Annotated in this window: 12 protein-coding genes; 7 read left to right on the top strand and 5 right to left on the bottom strand. The window is 57.6% G+C overall.

Annotated elements, in window-relative coordinates; translation table 11 throughout:
- Nucleotides 1–95 precede the first annotated feature (95 nt).
- Complete coding sequence (locus tag HY298_08360) at nt 96–998, bottom strand: D-hexose-6-phosphate mutarotase (GenBank protein MBI3850286.1); 903 nt, start codon at nt 996–998, stop codon at nt 96–98.
- 102 nt (nt 999–1,100) lie between these two features.
- Here HY298_08360 and HY298_08355 point away from each other — a divergent pair, with 102 nt between their 5' ends.
- Nucleotides 1,101–2,141, top strand: coding sequence for a TIM barrel protein (locus HY298_08355; GenBank protein ID MBI3850285.1), 1,041 nt, complete (start codon nt 1,101–1,103; stop codon nt 2,139–2,141).
- A gap of 60 nt (nt 2,142–2,201) precedes the next feature.
- Here HY298_08355 and HY298_08350 read toward each other — a convergent pair whose 3' ends face one another.
- Entirely contained in the window at nt 2,202–3,221 is a 1,020-nt protein-coding gene (locus tag HY298_08350; GenBank protein ID MBI3850284.1) for a sugar phosphate isomerase/epimerase, read from the bottom strand.
- Between the two features lie 329 nt (nt 3,222–3,550).
- Here HY298_08350 and HY298_08345 point away from each other — a divergent pair, with 329 nt between their 5' ends.
- The 6 genes from HY298_08345 (at nt 3,551) to HY298_08320 (ending at nt 16,410) form a co-directional block, all read left to right on the top strand.
- Complete coding sequence (locus HY298_08345; protein ID MBI3850283.1) at nt 3,551–4,954, top strand: hypothetical protein; 1,404 nt, start codon at nt 3,551–3,553, stop codon at nt 4,952–4,954.
- An 84-nt stretch (nt 4,955–5,038) separates the two neighbouring features.
- Complete coding sequence (locus HY298_08340) at nt 5,039–7,033, top strand: HAMP domain-containing histidine kinase (protein ID MBI3850282.1); 1,995 nt, start codon at nt 5,039–5,041, stop codon at nt 7,031–7,033.
- 7 nt (nt 7,034–7,040) lie between these two features.
- Nucleotides 7,041–7,736: a response regulator transcription factor gene (locus HY298_08335; protein MBI3850281.1), complete on the top strand. Its 696-nt coding sequence runs from the start codon at nt 7,041–7,043 to the stop codon at nt 7,734–7,736.
- Nucleotides 7,737–7,836: 100 nt separating this feature from the next.
- Entirely contained in the window at nt 7,837–10,188 is a 2,352-nt protein-coding gene (locus tag HY298_08330; GenBank protein ID MBI3850280.1) for a dienelactone hydrolase family protein, read from the top strand.
- A gap of 37 nt (nt 10,189–10,225) precedes the next feature.
- Nucleotides 10,226–10,543 (top strand): hypothetical protein, encoded by a 318-nt coding sequence (locus HY298_08325; GenBank protein ID MBI3850279.1) that lies wholly within the window; start codon nt 10,226–10,228, stop codon nt 10,541–10,543.
- Between the two features lie 329 nt (nt 10,544–10,872).
- Nucleotides 10,873–16,410, top strand: coding sequence for a hypothetical protein (locus tag HY298_08320; GenBank protein ID MBI3850278.1), 5,538 nt, complete (start codon nt 10,873–10,875; stop codon nt 16,408–16,410).
- 93 nt (nt 16,411–16,503) lie between these two features.
- Here HY298_08320 and HY298_08315 read toward each other — a convergent pair whose 3' ends face one another.
- The 3 genes from HY298_08315 to HY298_08305 form a co-directional block, all read right to left on the bottom strand.
- On the bottom strand, nt 16,504–17,355 hold the full coding sequence (locus tag HY298_08315; GenBank protein ID MBI3850277.1) for a sulfurtransferase: 852 nt from the start codon (nt 17,353–17,355) through the stop codon (nt 16,504–16,506).
- A gap of 12 nt (nt 17,356–17,367) precedes the next feature.
- Nucleotides 17,368–18,333, bottom strand: coding sequence for a cysteine synthase family protein (locus HY298_08310; protein ID MBI3850276.1), 966 nt, complete (start codon nt 18,331–18,333; stop codon nt 17,368–17,370).
- 86 nt (nt 18,334–18,419) lie between these two features.
- A complete protein-coding gene (locus tag HY298_08305; GenBank protein ID MBI3850275.1) occupies nt 18,420–19,349 on the bottom strand; it encodes a DUF2071 domain-containing protein in 930 nt (309 codons plus the stop codon).
- Nucleotides 19,350–19,358: the final 9 nt, after the last annotated feature.

Below are 19,358 nucleotides of genomic sequence, written 5' to 3'. Positions count from 1 at the left end.
AAGCGCTCGTCGATGGACACCGGCGACTAAACCAAACTCATGCTCCGGCGTAAACAAAATTCACCATTTAGAACCACAACCGCCTCGCCGTCGGGTTACGCGGGGGCGCTTGTCAAAGTGACTTTCATGGTGGAGGACTTGCCCGGCGGCAGGGTGATTTTGTTCCGGCCGACGTTGCCGGACTCGACGCAAACCATCTGCTGATACTCCTCGTTGCCGAAATCCGGCATTTGTTGCGCCTTGGCGATCCAGGGATTCCACAACACCGTCGAAGCCGAACCCGTCTTTTCAACGCGAATTCTTCGGCGCAACTTCGCATCCAGGATTTCCACCGCGCCTGGGGCGTCGAGATAAACGCGGTCCACTTCCTGAGTGATTTTCAACGGCGCGGCGATTTCCGTTTTCTCCACAAGGTTGTCGCACTTGTCGAGATAGCGCACGCCCGCCAGTCCGGTGAGGGAGATCGCCTCCACATCGCCCACGCTGAAGTAAGTATGAAGACAATTCTCGAAAGTCAATTCGGCCTCCGGCGACGCATTGGTGATGGTGAGACGCAATTTCAACACTTCGCTGACCGTGACAACGTAATCCGCCGTGAACGGCGGGAAGCTGGCGGCTTCCGCGCATTCCGCCAACCGCAGCCGCAGACTGGTGCTGCCATCCGGCGATTGAAAAATGTCCTTCAGCTCCCAGGCTTTCAGCCGGGCAAATCCGTGCGTGGGCTCACCTTCTCGCGGTCCAAACCAAGGCAGCACGATCGGAATGCCGCCGCGAATGGGCTGCCCTTCGGCAAACCGGCTCACATGACTTAAAAATAATACCGGCGGCTCGTTCCTTCTTTGGAAGTGAGTGACCTGCGCGCCGTGCAGATAAATCTCCGCCGTGCTCCATGGCGTTTCGACTTCGATCATGGGCAGCCCGCCATTGCCATCCAGGAACGTCACCCGCCCGGAGAGGTTGGAGCTTGCTGCCGATTCGGATTGCCTGGCTTCCGTCATAGAGTCTTGACGGTCGGGAGTATATCAGCCCACGGCGCCTCGCCCACAATTTTTTTCCGCTTTCATTCGAAAGGAATCCTGGTAACGTCGCCGGCAAACATTATGTCCAAATCATTTCAATACAAATTCTGTTTCGGCCCGTGGAACATCAGTGAAGGTCAGGACCCTTACGGCCCCACGACCCGCCCGCCCCAAAACTTTGACTGGAAACTCGCCCAACTCAAGCAGCTCGGCTTTGAGGCGATGATGTTCCACGACGACGACGCGGTGCCAGACCTCGATCTCAAATCGGATGCGCAAGTTCGCAAGGAAGCCCGCGAACTCAAGAGGCGACTGGATGGTGAAGGCATCGTCGCGGAGTTTGTCGCACCGCGGTTATGGTTCGCCCCGCAGACCATCGACGGTGCGTACACGAGCAATGACAAGAAATGTCGCCAGTACGCCATTGACCGCACCCGTCGCGCCATTGACATCGGTAAGATCCTGGGCACGGATCTCCTCGTTCTCTGGCTCGCTCGTGAAGGCACGTATCTGCGCGAAGCTAAAAGCGGGAAACGCAGCGTTGAGCTTTTGGTCGAGGCTTTCGACGCCATGCTGGCGCACGACCGCAAAGTGCGTCTGGCCATCGAACCAAAACCCAACGAGCCGATGGATCACGCCTACCTTCCAACCATCGGTCACGCGCTGGCCGTCGGACAATTGACCCGTGATCCAAAACGCGTCGGGGCGTTGATCGAAACCGCCCACTGCATTCTCGCCGGACTTGATCCCGCCGATGAAATTGATTTCGCGATGACTTTCGGCAAACTTTGGTCGCTGCATCTTAACGATCAAAACGGATTGAAATTCGACCAGGACAAACCTTTCGGCAGCGCCAACCTTCGCAGCGCCTTCGACCAGGTCCGCGCATTGGAACGGAACGGTTACGGTCACCACGGCGAATACGTAGGCCTCGACGTGCATCCCTTCCGCACCACCAAGGTCGAGCATTGGCTGGCGCACCTCGACAACAGCCGCCGCACGTTTCTCCGTCTGGTCCAAAAAGCGCGCACCTTCAACGAAGCGAAGGCGAAGGAACTTATCGCCGACCGCAACTACCAAGCGCTCGACCAGATGGTCCTCGAACATCTGATGGGTAAGTAAGCCCGGTTTGCGCTCGCGGGCCGGCACACCACGCCGGCCCTTTCTATTTGTTCAGCAAGTTCAGGCTCCCAGTTCCTGCAGCACTTTCGTCAGATGCGCATGTGATCGAACCGCCTGTTCCTCGGTGCCGCACTCGACCGAGAGCACGCCTTTGTAACCGGCCTTCTTCAATCGGACCACGAGTTTTTTCCAGTCAATGACGCCGTCGCCGCACGCGCAGCCGACCGCCGTGCCGGTGACCTTGCCCCGCTCCGCCTCCGCCTGCTTGACCGAGATGTCCTTCGCATGCACGTGCACGACCTTGTCAATGACGGCTTCGAGCATTTCGTACGGATCGGAGCCGGCCAGAAAGGTATTGCCGCAATCGAAATTGCATTTGATCCACGGCGAGTCCACGAGCGACAGAATGCGCTTCATGCGCTCGATCTTCGCGGTGTACGGCCCGTGCTGCTCGACGGCGATATAAACGCCGTTCTCCTCGCACGTCTCGGCGATTGAGCGAAGCGTGATGCGCATGATGTTGTACGCCTCGGTCTCGTCAATCCACTTGGGCGGATACATGTCTTCAGTGATCTGGACGACGTTCACGCCGAGCGCCCGGGCGTAGCGGATGCCGCGCCGGGCATAGAGCACGCCGTATTCGGGATTGAGGAGGTCCGAGTGCGATGACAACCCGCTGATCTTCACGCCGGCTTCCGCGCACAGGTCTTTGATGATCTTCGGATCAGTATCCATGCTGGTCACGTGGCAATAGCCGGCGTTGGAGAGCAGGCAGCGGCCATCGAGCATGCAAGGTTCGACGTACTGATAACCGATCTGGCCCGCGCACTTGATCCCGTAGGCGAGATTCTTGTCGGCGTGCCGGACGTATTCGAGGTTGACGCCGATGCCGATGCGGCCGTTGGGGTCCCACGGCGCGCCGGGCTTGCTTGCCGGAGCCGCCTGGGCCGTCTCGCTCACCGATGTGGCCAGCACGGTGCCAGCCGCGCCGGCGGCCAGCATTGCGCCCTTGAGAAAATCGCGGCGGTCCATCGGGGAAGTTGTCGAACGATCATTGCTCGGATTCGTTGGTTCTGACATAGGAGTCCTCTCATTTGAGTTGTTTCAACAAGACTTGGTTCATCGCCCCGGTTGGTCGACGCGACCAACCCGATAGGTGGTGCAGCCTCATTGTCTGCCGCCCGCCAACGCCTGCAAGTATTTTCGCTACTTCATTACTTTGGTTGTTTGAACAAATGCGCGCACGCCAATGTGGACGCACTAACCGCTAGAGTTTACATGGAACTTTTACTGATACGGGATTCCGATCCCTGGTTCAGTCTGGCGCCACGGGACACTATCACATTTCTTTTACAATTCTTTTGCGTGAATCTGACAACTCTCTCCGGAGGATTGGTGACATTCGCCGCATGAAATCACGCTTTTATTCCTCGAAGTCCGATCGGTTGATGACCACTTCACAGCGACGTCTCGCCAAAACAACTGTAAGTTTCTGTCTCGTCATTGCGGCCTTTTCAACGCTTGGCATCGCAGCCAGCAACGACAATGGCATTGTCGCTCACGAATGGGGAACATTCACCTCAGTGCAGGGCGGCGACGGCGTCTTGCTGGATTGGCGGCCATTGCAAACGAGTCGCCTGCCGAGGTTCGTTTATGACTGGACGAAGCCGGGGTTGAATCGAAGGGCAGCAAGGCCGCTGGGGCTTGGCAAAGGCTCGCTGGTCACGCTGCAACGAATGGAAACGCCTGTGATTTACTTTTACGCGGACAAGGAACAAACCGTTGATCTTTCCGTTCGCTTTCCCAAAGGGTTGCTCACCGAATGGTATCCGCAAGCGCACGAGATCGGCCCGTCAACACTCCCGCCTCATCCGGCATTTGTGGCGCTGGACAATGCCGTTCGCAAAAGCGGTTTCCCGTCCACTTTTAGTTTTGTTTCGACGTTCGGCAACGCCGGAATCAAGGACAGCATGATTCACTGGAAAGATCTCCACATCTTGCCGATTGATCAGAACCACGATGTCGCCGGATTGTTGCCGGGCGACGCTTCGGGCAGTCATTACTTCGCCGCGCGTGAAACCGATGCTGCCTTTGTGCGCATGAACTCGCTCTCGCCGACCAATCCCATGCCCGAACACGAGAAATTTCTTTTTTATCGTGGCGTCGGAAGCTTTGCCACGCCACTGCGAGTCACAATGAAATCGAACGACGAAGTCACTCTGGCCAATTCTGGCGCAGAAACGCTCACGCATCTTTTCCTTTTGCAAGTGCAAAGCCGCCAGGGTCAGTTCATTTACCTCGATCAACTTCAGCCCGGCGAGCAGCAAACAGTTCAAGTTGCTTTGGAAAACCAAACCCTGCCGCTCGACCGGATCGCGAGCCAAATCAGCAACGCGATGGTCGAGTCTCTCGTGAAGGCAGGTTTGTATCGGCGTGAAGCCATCGCGATGGTCAACACTTGGAAGGATTCCTGGTTTGCTGAGGAAGGCTTGCGCGTCTTGTATGTGTTGCCGCGCGCCTGGACAGACCGAACCTTGCCCATGAAACTCGATCCTCAACCGCGCGAATTGGTACGCGTTATGATCGGACGCGCTGAAATCATCGCGCCCCGCGTGGAAGCTGAACTCGTCACCCAACTCACCGAGGTCAACCGCGGGAACAACCAGGCGCGCGAGCGTGTGCAAATTGCACTCAAGCGACTCGGGCGATTTGCTGAACCGGCCCTGCAACGTGCGACGCGAAAGACCGCACTGGACTGGACCGAGCGCAACAAGCTCATGGCCTTGCTCTACATTAATTCAAAGACCGAATAGGATTGAAGCCGACGCCAAATCAAGCTGTGGCTCAATCGCAGACTGGACGGAATCGGTCAAAAGTTTGAGTATGGTCACCGAGCCATGAAAAAGGTCGCACTATTGTTTGTGCTCGCCGTGTTGGTGCCGAGCGTGTTGCTCGCATTTCTGGCGGCGCGCACCCTGCGCGACCAGCAGTTCGTCGTCGAGCGCCAGCAATCCTTGCTCTACCAGGCGGTGACTGATGCGCTGGCCAAGGATATCAACGACTACCTCACCGAGCAGCAACGGCAGTTCAATGAGCTGGTCGAGAACCTTGTGACGAATCCGCAACCCCGCGCCGCCGCGGCGACCTTCGACGACCGCTTGCGCGCCGCCTGGCCGCTGGCTGAAGTCGGTTTCTGCGTCACGCTTGGCGGCAACCTCCTTTGTCCCTCGCCGACCGCGCGACCGGAGACGCGGTCGTTCTGTCTGGACAACGGCGGCTTCCTGGCCAACCGCGAAAGCGTGGAGGTGTACTGGAATGACAACTACACCAAAGGCCAGAACCAAATCGCCCTCCGCGGCGGCGAACAGCAGGCCGAGGCACAACAATCATTCGCCAACCGCTACGGCCTCAATTCTGCGCGCGGAGAGGTTACGAACTATTCCCCGCCCGTCGCCAATCTCAAGTCGCAGTCGCGCAAAGTGAATCCCGCGCAGCAGTTGGCCCAGGTCCCTGCCCAGAACGAGCCGGACCCCTCGCTGTTCAACGCTTCGAAGGTTATGTCCACGGAAGCGGAGTTCCGCCAACTGATCGGCGACGCGAACGACGGCAGCGTGGCGCGCTTCGTCCAAAACAAGCTCCGCCTGATGTTCTGGCATCGCCTGGCCCGCGATCCACAACTGGTCTTCGGCGCGCAGGTGGATTTGGACAGCATCACCAGCATTATTCGCCTGATGGTGAAGAGCAAGGCCAAGTCGAACTACATAATAATGTCTGGGCAAGGTAGAAGTGTGAATAGCCTTCACAATTTCTCCAAGTTCAATCCCACTTTGCCCACGCTACCCGATGAGATTTGTTTGGTGGTGCTCGACGACAACGCGAAACCCGTCGCAACGTCGGATCCATGGCTTGCAATGCATTTGGATTTACATTCCGGCATCAAGTCAACAGAGCCGATTGATTCAACTTTTCGTAAGCAGTTCAAAACCTCATTGAAACATCCCTTTGTGGCCACCGAAATCGGCGAAGCGTTGCCACATTGGGAAGTGGCGGCGTATCTGATGAATCCCGAAGCACTGAAAAAGACGGCGTTGACGATCCGCATATCGCTGGGCCTGCTCATCGCCGTGCTCCTTATCGCCATGATCGTCGGAAGCTGGCTGATCGTGAACGACCTCAACCGCCAGGTGACGCTCGCGCGCCAGAAAACCGATTTCGTCAGCAACGTCTCGCATGAACTGAAAACACCGCTAACGTCCATCCGCATGTTTTCCGAGCTGCTCGCCGATGGGCGCATCAGCGACCCGGCCAAGCAGCGTTCCTATCTGCACATCATCACCGCGGAAGCCGCCCGGCTCACGCGGCTCATCAACAACGTGCTCGACTTCGCCCGGCTCGAGCGCGGCGAGAAAAAATACAACTTCCGGGATTGCGACCTCGTCGAGGTGGCTCGCGAGACGGCGGAAAGCTACCGGCCGCACCTTGAGAACAACGGCTTCACGCTCGAGCGCCGGCTCGGTGACGCGCCGCTCAAGGTTCGCGGCGATGCCGACGCCCTGGCGCAAATTCTCGTGAACCTGCTGTCCAACGCAGAGAAGTATTCCAACGAAAGCAAGCAGATCGAGATCGAGACGGCTCGGCACGAGACTCCCCTGCCCTACGCGGAAGTGCGCGTACTGGATCGCGGGTTGGGCGTGCCGGCTGGTTGCGAGGAAAAGATTTTTGAGAATTTCTATCGCGCCCACGATTCGCTGGCGAGCGGCATCCAGGGCTCCGGCCTCGGGCTGACGCTCGCGCGGCAGATGGCGCGGGCGCATGGTGGGGATGTGACCTACGAGCGGCGCGCAGGCGGAGGAAGTTGTTTTGTGTTACGCGTGCCGCTGAAGCCGATTTAAGCCGCAAATGAAGACCAAGATTCTCGTCGTTGAAGATGATCCTCACATTCTCCTGGGGTTGGAAGAGATTCTGAAAAGTGAAGCCTTCGACGTGGCGGTTTGCAATCGCGGCGATCGCGCGGTTGAAGCCGTCGGCAAACATCGTCCGTCGCTCATCGTGCTGGACGTGATGCTCCCCGGTCTGAGCGGTTACGACATCTGCAAACAGCTTCGCGCCAAAAAAATCGGCACGCCGGTTTTGATGCTCACGGCCAAAGGTCAGGAGATTGACAAGGTCGTGGGCCTCGAACTGGGTGCGGACGATCATGTGACCAAGCCGTTCGGTGTGCGCGAATTGCTGGCGCGCATCCACGCGCTGCTGCGGCGCGGCGCGCGGGACGTTGGGGCTTCGACCGCAAGCGACATGGTATTCAATATCGGCGAGACGACGATTGACTCGAAAACTTTTCAACTCAAGCGCGGCAGGAACGTCGAGGAATTGACGGCAAAGGAGTTGAAGCTGCTGCAACTGTTTCACGCGCATCCCGGCGAGGTCCTGTCGCGCGACCGGTTGTTGAGCGAGGTTTGGGGTTACAACTATTACGGCACGACACGCACACTGGACCAGGTAATCGTTTCCCTGCGAAAAAAACTGGGGGACAACAGCGGTGAGCCAAGACATCTACTCACCGTGCACGGGGTCGGTTACAAACTCGCGACCTGACCAGTCAAACGTCCTTTCCTGATTCTTAGTGCACCATTTGCACGATCAAAGTCGGGACTCGACGCAGGTCTGACTTTGGAGATACTGTCTCTGGAGTTCCATGAGCCCAAAATGTTTCCTGAGTTCGCTGATTCTGGTGACAAGCCTGTTGCCAGGGACACTGTTTGCGGAGGAAACGACCACACTGCCCGGAACCCAACCGCTCACCATGGAAGGTGATCTCTCCGCGCAGATGGTGGCGGGCATCGACAAATTCTTGATGCGTGAGATTGACCGCTCCATTGTTGAGCGGCAGAAACTATGGCAACGCGATTTTTCCTCGCGCGAGGTGTATGAAAAATCAGTCCAGCCGAATCGCGAGCGCTTTGGCAAATACATCGGCGCGGTTGATCCACGCCTGTCGGTCATTGCGCTTGAATACGTCAGCAGCACGACAAGCCCCTTGAAGCTCGCCGAGACCGACGCCTTCACGGTGTTCGCCGTTCGCTGGCCGGTGTTTGAGAATGTTTATGGCGAAGGGTTGCTGCTGCAGCCCAAGAACGCGCCGCTGGCTCGCGTCGTCGCCATTCCTGACGCCGATCAAACGCCAGAAATGCTGGTGGGATTGTCACCGGACATCGCGCGAGAGCGGCAATTCGCGCGACGACTGGCGGAGAGCGGCTGCCAGGTGCTCGTGCCGACGTTGATCAATCGCGAAGATACCTCGTCGGGAAGTGAGAAGCTGAAACGCTTCACCAATCAACCGCATCGCGAATGGATTTACCGGCAGGCTTTCGAGATGGGGCGGCACATCATTGGTTACGAAGTGCAGAAGGTATTGGCGGCTGTCGATTGGTTTGCCCATGAGAATTCCGGCGGGCCTTCGCTCCCCATCGGAGTGGCTGGCTACGCCGAGGGCGGCCTCATTGCGTTTTACAGTGCGGCACTGGACACACGTATTGATGCTACGCTCGTGAGTGGTTACTTCGATTCGCGACAGCATCTTTGGGAAGAACCGATTTACCGCAACGTGTTTGGACTCCTCCATGAATTCGGCGACGCTGAAATCGCCAGTCTCATCGCCCCGCGCAGTTTGATCGTCGAGCACAGCATCGTTCCCAAAGTCGATGGGCCGCCGAAACCACACGACGGACGTGGCGGCGCCGCCCCCGGTAAATTGAAAACGCCCGATTACGAATCGGTCGAGGTGGAGTTTAACCGGGCAAAAATGTTGTTGAAAAGCGGTGGGGAAAAATTTGTGCGGTTGGAATTGATTACCGGCACCGAGGGGATGGCAACCGGCCCGGGTTCGGATCGGGCATTGACAGCGTTCCTGAAGCAGTTGGGGTTGAAGATTGAACAGGTCAAGGAGTCCGCCACTGTTCCCGCTGACGCACGCAAGGACTTTGATCCGGCGCAACGACAACAACGGCAGGTCAAACAGTTGGAGGATCACACTCAGCGGCTTCTCCGCCAGTCGGAGCGGGTCCGCACTTCATTTTTCTGGAACTGGACGAAAGTTCGCTCGCCTGACGAGTGGGCGTCGGCGAGCAAGGAATTGAAAACTAATTTCTGGGAGGAGGTCATCGGCAAGTTTCCCGCCGCCAGTCTGCCGGCCAATCCGCGCAGTCGCAAACTCCGCGAGAATTCTAAGTGGACCGCCTACGAAGTCGTGCTCGATGTCTGGCCCGATGTTTATGCGTGGGGATATTTATTGTTGCCCAAGGACATCAAACCCGGCGAACGTCGTCCGGTGGTTGTTTGCCAGCACGGATTGGAAGGCGTGCCGGACGACACGGTCAGCGAAGACCCGAAAGGCGGCGGTTACCCTTACTACAAGGCGTTTTCCGCGCGATTGGCTGAAAAGGGATTCGTTGTTTTCGCTCCGCACAATCCGTATCGCGGGCAGGACAAGTTCCGCGTGCTGCAGCGCAAGGCCAACCCGCTGAAGAAATCGCTTTTCTCTGTTATCCTCGCGCAGCACGACCGCATCCTGGACTGGCTTTCTGAGCAACCGTTTGTTGACCCCAAGCGCATCGGTTTCTACGGATTGTCCTACGGCGGCAAGACGGCAATGCGCGTGCCGTCGTTGCTCGATCGTTACTGCCTTTCAATCTGCTCTGCCGATTTCAATGAATGGATTGTGAAGAACGTGACGGTGGACTCGCCCTACAGCTACATGTTCAGCGGCGAATACGAGATGGTCGAATTCAACCTCGGCCACACCTTCAACTACGCGGAGATGGCGGCGTTGATTGCGCCTCGCCCCTTCATGGTGGAGCGCGGTCACGGCGATGGCGTCGCGCCGGACGAATGGGTCGCCTACGAATACGCGAAGGTGCGGCGGTTCTACGATCAACTCGGCATCGGCGACCGCACTGCACTTGAAGTGTTCAACGGCCCGCATACCATCAATGGCATGGGGACGTATGAGTTTTTGGAGAAGCACTTGAATTGGCAACCACCAAGGTAAGACCGTCGTTGATCGTCTCAATCCTTTGATCCCAGTTATGTTTCAAACCCCGATACTCACACGCAGACGAATCCGCCTGGCCTATGCCGTGGCGATCACGGCAGACGCCCTCCAGCTATTACTCGGGCCGTTTGGCTGGACGTTTGTGGATCAGGTGATTGATGTGGTTGCGATGATCTTGACAACAGCGTTGCTCGGTTTCCATCCACTGCTGTTACCGACATTCATCATCGAGTTCATTCCCGTGCTCGACATGCTGCCCACGTGGACCGGCTGTGTCGCCTTGGTCGTATCGCTTCGAAAAAAGCGGCAACCCGACAAACCGCCCAACCAAGGCCCGGTGATTGATGTTTAGCGGAGGACCCGTCTCAAGCGTCAACACCCGAGGAAGTCCGACACGAAGAGCTTGGCAATGGACGCCACATTGAAATGACGAAGCTTCGTTCAACGTTTCTCGATCGACATGCCAATTTGCCATGATCCATTGAACAGCCGCCATATTTTCTCACATTGTTTTGGCTTGTAATCTGGAAGTCATCATGCTACCAACTTCCACACTCTCGTCAGATGAGCCGCTCTGACTGACCCTTGATCCAAGTTTTGGTAATTGGACCTTCGACCAGCCAACCATCCGGCGAGTTCGGAAGCATTCTCGCACAACCTTGTTTATGAAAGGGTCAAAAAATGAACAGCCGCCCACCCGGCGCTCGTTCCAGCGGTAGAAGTACTTCGTGGTTGTTAGTCTTGATGGTTTCGATGATCGGACTGCACCTGACCTCTACCGCACGAGCAACGACTCACATCTCGATCGCCTACCACGGCGCCAACGTCACTCTCAGTTGGAACGCTTCCCCCGGCACCACGTACGAGGTCCAGAGCCGGAGCAATCTCGCGACCGGAACGTGGACAACCAATGAAACGATCATCGCCGAGGATAACACCGCGAATTGGGCCGACCCCGACCCGCTGGACAGCACGCGGTTCTATCGGTTGCTGATGCCAAACGGCGAACAGACGCTTTTTGAGTTTCCGCCGGAAATGCCGTGGGCCTTACCTGCGTTTTCAGACCGAACTCCGATGGGTGAATCCGAGATCTGGTGGTTTTCGGTCCCGCCAGTCAGCGGTCGTGGAGGCGTCAATGGTTTTTCCGGAGAATTTGTGCTCGCGTCGGTGGATCTCCATATCTCCGGTCGTGGCCCGGATTTCATCTGGGCGCGCAAATACCGGTCGCGCGTCGGGCCGGACACCGCGCAGGGCAACGGCTGGGATTATTCATACAACATTTTCGCGCGCCGTGTCGGTTCACACGTTGAAGTTCACGACGGCAACTCGCGGCGTGATGTTTTCCTCCTGCAACCCGATGGCACGTTCGCGCTCGACAGCTTTTTCCGCGAAGGCTCAATCGCGAACAACGCTTTCACACTGATGTTCGCGGACAAAGGCACTTGGGAATTCCATCCATTCGATCATCCAACGTCGCCGGGTAAACTCCGACGCAGCACCGACCGCAACGGCAACGCGATGGAATTTCAATACGACGATTTGAGCCGGCTCGTGCGGGTGATTGACACGCTGGGCCGCACGAACACGGTGAGTTACGACGGCAACGGCTTCATCAGCGCGGTCATCGATTTTACCGGACGGCAGGTGCGCTACGAGTACTACGGGAATGCCGACCCGGACGGTTCGCCCGGCGATTTGAAGCTGGCCATCTCGCCCGCCGTGACTGGCACGCCGAACGCCAATGATTTCCCCGGCGGCAAGACCAATCGCTACACCTACTCGAAAGGCCAACCCCTCAACGCGCTCAATCACAACCTGCTGACCATCACGGACCCGCTTGGCCAGACGTGGTTGAGCAATCGTTACGCGGCCACGCTCACCGCGACGAATGTGAATTTCGACCATTTGGAAAGCGAAAGCGTCGGCTTCAGCTACGAGAAAATCAAAATCGAGTACGCCGCGCAGACGCCCGGCCCGACCAACAATGGCGCGCTGAAGAAAGCCATCGTCAACGACCGCGTGGGCAACGTGCGGGAGTATTATTACGATGGCCTGAACCGGCTGGTGATGCACCGCGCCTTCACCGGCCGCGCCGACCCGACGCAACCGACGACCGAATCGGTGAACCGCCCGATCAATCCGATGCGCCCGGGCGACCCGCCATATTTCGAAAAGCGCATCGAATGGAACGCCGATTCGCTGCCCACGCGTGTGGTTCATCCGAACACGAACGAGACGCAATTTGTTTACGAAAGTGCGATCAATCCCTCCGCGTCGCCGCGATTGCGCGGAAATCTGCGCGCGTTGCACCGGTTGCCCGGTCCCCTTGGCGGGGATCAGCCGGTGCGTTCCGAACAATTCGAATACGCTCCCGGCTTTGGCACGTCGCGCGCGGGCGTGCTCGCAATGGACGCGGACACCGACAATGACGGGAATCCCGACCAGCTTTCGTCTTATCTGCGCGATCACAACAACATCACATTCACATACGCAGCATACGCAGCCGGTGGCGACCACTCGACACTCCAGCAGGGAAGCGAGCCCCCGGCGGATCCAAACATCCCGCTTCTCGGCTTCAGGATTGTTTACGTCGATACCGTTGAAATATCAATTAATGGCCGGGAAGGCATGAGGAACCAAAACATTTATTGCACGCAGCACACCGACGCCCGCAGCAACTTCATTCAATACGCCTACGACTCGCGCGGCAACCGGATTCACGCGACGAACCGGATCGCAACCGTCATTGAAGATTGGGAATACAACTCCTCCGGCCAACTCACCGCCCACGTGCTACCGGACAACGGCAGCGGCTCGCGGCGGCGGGATGAATATTCTTACTACAGCGCCGGCCCGCAAACGGGTTACTTGCAGCAGCAGGTGGTGGATGCGGGCGGTTTCAATCTCACGACCACTTACGAATACGACGCGGTGGGCAATCTCGTGCGCCGGGTTGATCCCCGGACTAATGACACGCTCTACGCCGTCAACGCGCTCAATCAAATCGTCCGCCGCACCTCGCGCGAAACGACCAACGGCAGCGGCGTCCGCTATCAACGCGATTATTTCTACGACGCGAACAACAATCTCGTGCGCGTGGACATCGAGGACAAAGACGAAACCGGCGCGCTCCGCCCCGGCTCGCCGCTCACGACGACGTTTGCCTACGACAGTCTCAATTTTCTCACCGCCCGCATGGAAGAGGAAGAAGTCGGATACGACGTCGTCACCCAATACCAATACGACGCGAACCGCAACCGCACGCTCGTGCGTTTCGGCGCGGCTACGTCCGGCGCGGACTCCAACAACGTCGTCCAGATGCTCTACGACGAGCGCGACCTGCCCTTCGGTCAAATCCGTGCACCTGGCAGTGCCGATCAGTCCACAACACAGTTTGATTACGACCTCAACGGCAGCATGCGCCGCATGAGCCAGGGACTGGAAAGCACGCCGCGTGTCACGGATTACACCTACGACGGCTACAATCGACTGACGCAAACGACCGACGCAATGGGCAACGTGACGACCGCGCACTATGACGCGAACGGCAACATCGTGACCAACCGCACTGACGGAGAGACGACCGATGCGCCCGGCAGCGCCGGCAATGTGCGTTTGAGGGAAACAGTGTATCAGTACGACGCGATGAACCGGCTCATCCGGCGCGATCGATCCTTCTTCGACACCGCCACGCAACTTCCCATCGGAGACGGGCAGTCCACGACCCAGTATGGTTACAACGATTGCTCGCAGTTCATCGTTCTCAGTGACGATCTCTTTAATCAGATGTTCGCGAGATATGACATGGCCAACCGCCTGCTGCAAGTGACCGACGCCAAGAGCAACACTGTCGCCTACGCCTACGACGCCAACGGGAGTGTCGTGAGCAAAATCAATGTGGACAAGTCCGACTTGGGCGATCCCGAACAGACGTTCGTGACGACTTACGCCTACGATAATCTCGACCGCCTCATCCGCTCCGTGGATAACCTCAACAACACAAACCGCTGGTCGTACGATTCACGCCACAATCTTGTGCTCGACACCGACGCGCGCGGCAACACGACCCGCTACGCTTACGATGGCCTGAGCCGGCTTACTCGGACCACGCGCGCGATGACCGACACTGGCACCGGCGCGGGTACGGTCACCAACAACATTATCACGCTCCAGGATTGGGACGATTCCTCACGTCTCATAAGCGTCACTGACGCCAATTCCAACCGGACGGTTTATGCTTACGATTCGCTCGACCGCCGCATCCGCACGGAGCACCCTGACACGACGACGAATTATTGCGTGTATGATCCGCACTTCAACTTGGTTACCAATACCGACCCCAACAGCAACGTCATCACCCGCGCTTACGATTCGCTGAATCGCATCACCAACAAAACCGTTCTCCGCGGCCCGTCCATCCAAGGCAACACCAATGAAGTGTATCAATACGACGGCGTCTCGCGTTTGGTGCGCGCGCTGGACGATGACTCGCTGGTCACGCGCAGTTACGATTCCTTGTCGCGCATCGTCACTGAAACCCAGCAGATATTGCCGGGCGGTCCGACGCGCACCAACTCGGCCACCTACGACGGCGTGGGTAACAAGACTCAGCAGGTCTATCCCGGCGGGCGCACGATCACCAATACCTGCGACTCGCTCAATCGCATCGCCGTCGTTTCGGACGCCGGCGGCGTGATTGCCAGCAACAAGTATATTGGCCCGTCCCGCCTTGAACAGCGCGACTACGGCAACGGCACGAGAATGAACGTGGGTTACGATGGCATCCGCCGCGTGTCCAGCATCGCCCACGTCCGCGTCGCCGGGAACGTCCCGCTGGACATGCGTTTTTACGCGTGGGACTCGACGCACAACAGAATTGCCGCGCAAGCACCGTTGAACCCGGCGGAACAACACTCGTATTCGTATGATTCGGCCAACCGCCTGGTTCAAAGCGTGAGTTTCGGTCAGCCTGTCACCTGCGATCTGGATGACCTCGGCAATCGCCGCAGCGTCACCGGCAATATTGATCCGGGAAATTATCTCATGGACCCGACTTTACCGCAGCCGGCGGATTTCCAGATGAACCAATACACGCAAACGCCGTTCGATCTCCGCCAATACGATGAGAATGGAAACCTCAGCATCGCCGCCAGCGGTCAACGACGTTTCTTTTTCGATTGCCGCGATCAGCTCGTCGGCTTCAACGATTTCGGTGCCGGCATCAATGCGCTTTACCGCTACGATTGTCTGGGCCGGCGAATCGAATCATTTGTCAACGGTGAAACGACGCGTTTCTACCACGACAACGCGACCGTCCTCGAGGAACAGAACGCCGACAACACCACTGTCGCCAGTTACGTCTATGTGGACAATGACGACGCGGAAGTTGTGTTTTGTTCTCTCACACAGATGCAACGCGGCGGTTCGAACTACTTCCTGCACCCAGACGATCTTGGCAGCGTGATGAAAGTGACGGATCCAGTTGGCAACATCGTCGAGCAATATCAATATCTGGATTTTGGATTGCCATCATTCTTCAACGGCGGCGGTGGTGCCATGGCAAGCTCAACCATCGGCAATCCGTATCTCTTCCAAGCCATGCGATTCGATCCGGAAATGCTGTTCTATCAAGCGAATGAGGCAAAGTCCGAACCCTATCGTCCCACGGGTTCCGCCTTGTGGGCAAGCCTGGGCGGAGCCCTGGATCCGCGCACCGGCCGAACCATCAGCCGGCTTCATCACGACCCCCGGATTTGGAACGATTCCGACATTGTCCAAGCAGCGACTGCCTTCGCAGACAACAATCCGGTTTCTTCTATCCATCCCAGGCGTGAATACGCCATTCAATATAACGATGCGGCTTTGTCTTTCGTCTCACGCCTGTTGGAACACGAAGGGATTTTCTACTCCGTCACCGCAGGGGACGGCAAGGACACCGTTGTATTTTGCGACGAGCCGGGGGCTACTGACACAGAAGTGCGCAGGAGCGATCCTTTGTCCCCGTTCGATCGCGGTGGACCACCAACGCAGCCAGTGGTGCCGATTGAAATGCTGCAACTTGAACTGCACTCGTGCATGCCGATCACTATTACACCTCCAAAACCACCTGTGCCGCCGCCCAGCCCCCAACCGCCGCGAGTGTCGCCTTCACCATGGGTTTCGCCCGGAGTCGATATCAGCGGCCCGAGAGTGTCACCGGTGCCTTGGGTTCCAAAATGACGACAGCGCGGGTTTTCGAGATTAAACCAAACCACCGCACTGCGACACGTATGGTCTGCCGATGCCAAGTTGTCCGGTGTGCCGTGACGCCGCTTAACCTTTCTCAATCGGCGCGGCGACGAGGTTGCCATATTCCGTCCAACTGCCGTCGTAGTTCTTCACGTTGTTGAGGCCGAGGAGATATTTCAGCACGAACCACGTGTGGCTGCTGCGTTCACCGATGCGGCAATAAGCAATCGTGTCCTTCTTCGGATCAACGCCCTTCTCTTGCAGATAAATCCGCTGAAGTTCATCGGCTGATTTGAAAGTTCCGTCCGTCGTGTTGACCGCTGTGCTCCACGGGATGCTCTTCGCGCCGGGAATGTGACCGCCGCGTTGCGCGGTCTCGCTCATGCCGGGCGGGGCGATCACCTTGCCGGTGAACTCGTCCGGACTCCGCACATCCACCAGATTCCAGTTACCGCCCTTCGACGCTTCAAACACTTGCGGCACGAACGCGCGCAAATTCAGATCGACTTTGCCCGCTTTGTATTGTGTGGGGGTCACCTTGGGTTTGTCGGTGGTCATTGGCTTGTCGGATTCATTCAGCCACTTCACCCGCCCGCCATTCATCAGACGCACGTCCTTGTGCCCGTAGATTTTGAACAACCAGAAGCCATAAGCGGCGAACCAGTTGTTGTTGTCGCCATAAACAATGACGGTGTCGCTCGGTGAAATGCCCGCGCCACCCACCAGTTTCTCAAACGCTTCCTTGCTGATGATGTCGCGCTTGACCTGATCCTGAAGTTGCGTCTGCCAGTTAAAGCCGATGGCGCCGGGGATGTGTCCCGCCTCGTAGGCTTTCGTGTCCACGTCGATTTCGGTGAGTTTGATGCCGGGTTTGCCGAGGTTCGTCTTGACCCAGTCGGTTTCGACCAGCACTTCCATTTGCGCATATCTTGCCATACGATTTCTTTTCTACGCTGTCGTCCCGGCCAACAGGTCGGGAATATGTTTCACCATGTTCGAGGTGTATTTGAATATGTTATCGGGAAAAATCATCACACCCAGTCCCTTTTTGTCACGCTCAATTATTTTCCGCGCCCCTTCCAAAATCAACCCGGAACTCGGCCCGGCGAGCAACCCCTCGTTCTGACATAACTCCAGCGCCCGGGTGTACGCCAGTTTGAAATCAACTTCCAGGATGTCGTCGATCAACGACGCATCGAACAATTTTGAAACACTCAACTGATTGATGTTTCGCAACCCCGGCACGTCGTGACCCTCGGTCGGTTGAACGGCGATGACCTTCACATCAGGATTCTGCCCGCGCAAAAACTGGCCCGTGCCCGTCACCGTGCCGCAGGTACCGAGCGAGACAAACAAATGAGTGATCTTGCCCTGGGTCTGCCGCCAGATTTCCGGGCCGGTCGTGGTCAGATGCGCCAGCACGTTTTGCTGGCTCTCGTACTGATTCGGCATCGCGTATTTGTGCTTCGACGCCTTCGCGTGCGTCTTGGCGATGTTAATGGAACCATCGCCCAAGCCGGGCGCCGGGCAAAGCTCGTCGGAAACAACGTCCAAGTCCGCGCCTGCAATCTTCAACAGGATTTTCTTTTCGAGCGGCACCTTGTTCGGCACGACGGCGCGCATGTGATAACCCCGCGCCCGCGCCATCGCCGCTAGGCTGATCCCCGTGTTGCCCGACGTCGGCTCCACCACGCCACGACTGTTGCCGACTTCCTTCCGCTCCTCCAGATCGCGCAACATCGCCCACGCCGCACGGTCCTTGACCGACCCAAACGGGTTCATCCATTCCAGCTTCGCGAAGAGTTGAAAGTCCGGCGATGGATTCAAACGATTTAAGCGCACCATCGGCGTCGGATTCTGTTCACTGGGCAGCATCTCGAAGACATCGTTGTAAACGCGAGCGGCGTGATTCATGGATTCAACTTAGAGGAAGTCAGGTGGCGTTTACAAGATTTGTGTCCGCGGCGATCACCCTTCCTCCCAATGATGCGCACCGGTCTTTACATCTCACAGAAAGTGCTGAGCGTGCCGCGACGCCGTTTCGTCGCCCCGCTGACCAATCTTTGCGGCCGTCCCATCCAGACATCGCGGACGCCCGGCGAGAAATTCGCACCCACGAACCGCGCGTGTTTGAACCAAGGCCAGGTTGAAGTCAGCAGGCTATCGTTCAGCACGGTTAGCTCGACCGGCGATTGCCGCCACGGCGGATGCCAGATTCTAAAGAACCGGCGACGGCCCGCCGCACAATTGAACGCCGTGTAACGTTCCATCAACCACTCGTCCAGCGAGCCGCTTGAGCACGGCGCAAAGTTCGGAGCACCGGATGTCGCCCCGCCGTTGAAGCGGACAGTTTCATGTTGCATATGCAACAACAACTTGTCCGCATCGTCTGACAGCCTTGCCTCGTACCCAAGGTTCGCGCCCGTCTCTTCGTCCTCCACAAACCCGCGTAAAGGACGTCTCGACCAGACATTCTGGTAGGAGATTCTCCCGTAGCGATACGGCAGACCAAACGTAGCCGGGCCAAGGCGTGTGGCCAGCCAGTTCGACAACCATTCGGCAAGAAAATGAATACCCGCTTCGTCGCCATGCCGCACGTACGTCCGCACATTGAGAAAATGATGCGTGGCGATGGGACGGAACAACCAGGCCGCAAACCGGCCTCCGAAACGCGGTCGCATCCCGCGCATCGTGAATGCGACAAGACTGACGAACGCACGGCCGTCGCGCAAATCCAGTTGAAACGGCACGTCGCGTTGCAACTCTTCGGCGTCCACTTCAAAATGGATCATCAACACGCGTTCCCAATCCGCAACGAACAACGGCTCGCCACGTCGCGACAAAATGCGCCGCCCCGCCGCGTAACTCAAAGGGTTCGGCTTTCCGTCCGTTTCACCATCCGACGGAGAGAGTCTGACCGAAGGCCGCATAGGGATGAT

It is taken from the genome of Verrucomicrobiota bacterium (assembly GCA_016200005.1).
Taxonomy (GTDB): domain Bacteria; phylum Verrucomicrobiota; class Verrucomicrobiia; order Limisphaerales; family PALSA-1396; genus PALSA-1396.
Note: the sequence above shows the minus strand (reverse complement) of the source record. Positions and strands in the feature narration are given on the sequence as shown.

Bases quoted from the DNA above. Each gene is read 5' to 3' on its own strand.
- HY298_08325 (MBI3850279.1), top strand. From the start codon at position 10,226: ATGTTTCAAACCCCGATACTCACACGCAGACGAATCCGCCTGGCCTAT.
- HY298_08335 (MBI3850281.1), top strand. From the start codon at position 7,041: ATGAAGACCAAGATTCTCGTCGTTGAAGATGATCCTCACATTCTCCTG.
- HY298_08360 (MBI3850286.1), bottom strand. From the start codon at position 998: ATGACGGAAGCCAGGCAATCCGAATCGGCAGCAAGCTCCAACCTCTCC.
- HY298_08315 (MBI3850277.1), bottom strand. From the start codon at position 17,355: ATGGCAAGATATGCGCAAATGGAAGTGCTGGTCGAAACCGACTGGGTC.
- HY298_08345 (MBI3850283.1), top strand. From the start codon at position 3,551: ATGAAATCACGCTTTTATTCCTCGAAGTCCGATCGGTTGATGACCACT.
- HY298_08305 (MBI3850275.1), bottom strand. From the start codon at position 19,349: ATGCGGCCTTCGGTCAGACTCTCTCCGTCGGATGGTGAAACGGACGGA.
- HY298_08310 (MBI3850276.1), bottom strand. From the start codon at position 18,333: ATGAATCACGCCGCTCGCGTTTACAACGATGTCTTCGAGATGCTGCCC.
- HY298_08355 (MBI3850285.1), top strand. From the start codon at position 1,101: ATGTCCAAATCATTTCAATACAAATTCTGTTTCGGCCCGTGGAACATC.
- HY298_08340 (MBI3850282.1), top strand. From the start codon at position 5,039: ATGAAAAAGGTCGCACTATTGTTTGTGCTCGCCGTGTTGGTGCCGAGC.
- HY298_08330 (MBI3850280.1), top strand. From the start codon at position 7,837: ATGAGCCCAAAATGTTTCCTGAGTTCGCTGATTCTGGTGACAAGCCTG.
- HY298_08320 (MBI3850278.1), top strand. From the start codon at position 10,873: ATGAACAGCCGCCCACCCGGCGCTCGTTCCAGCGGTAGAAGTACTTCG.
- HY298_08350 (MBI3850284.1), bottom strand. From the start codon at position 3,221: ATGTCAGAACCAACGAATCCGAGCAATGATCGTTCGACAACTTCCCCG.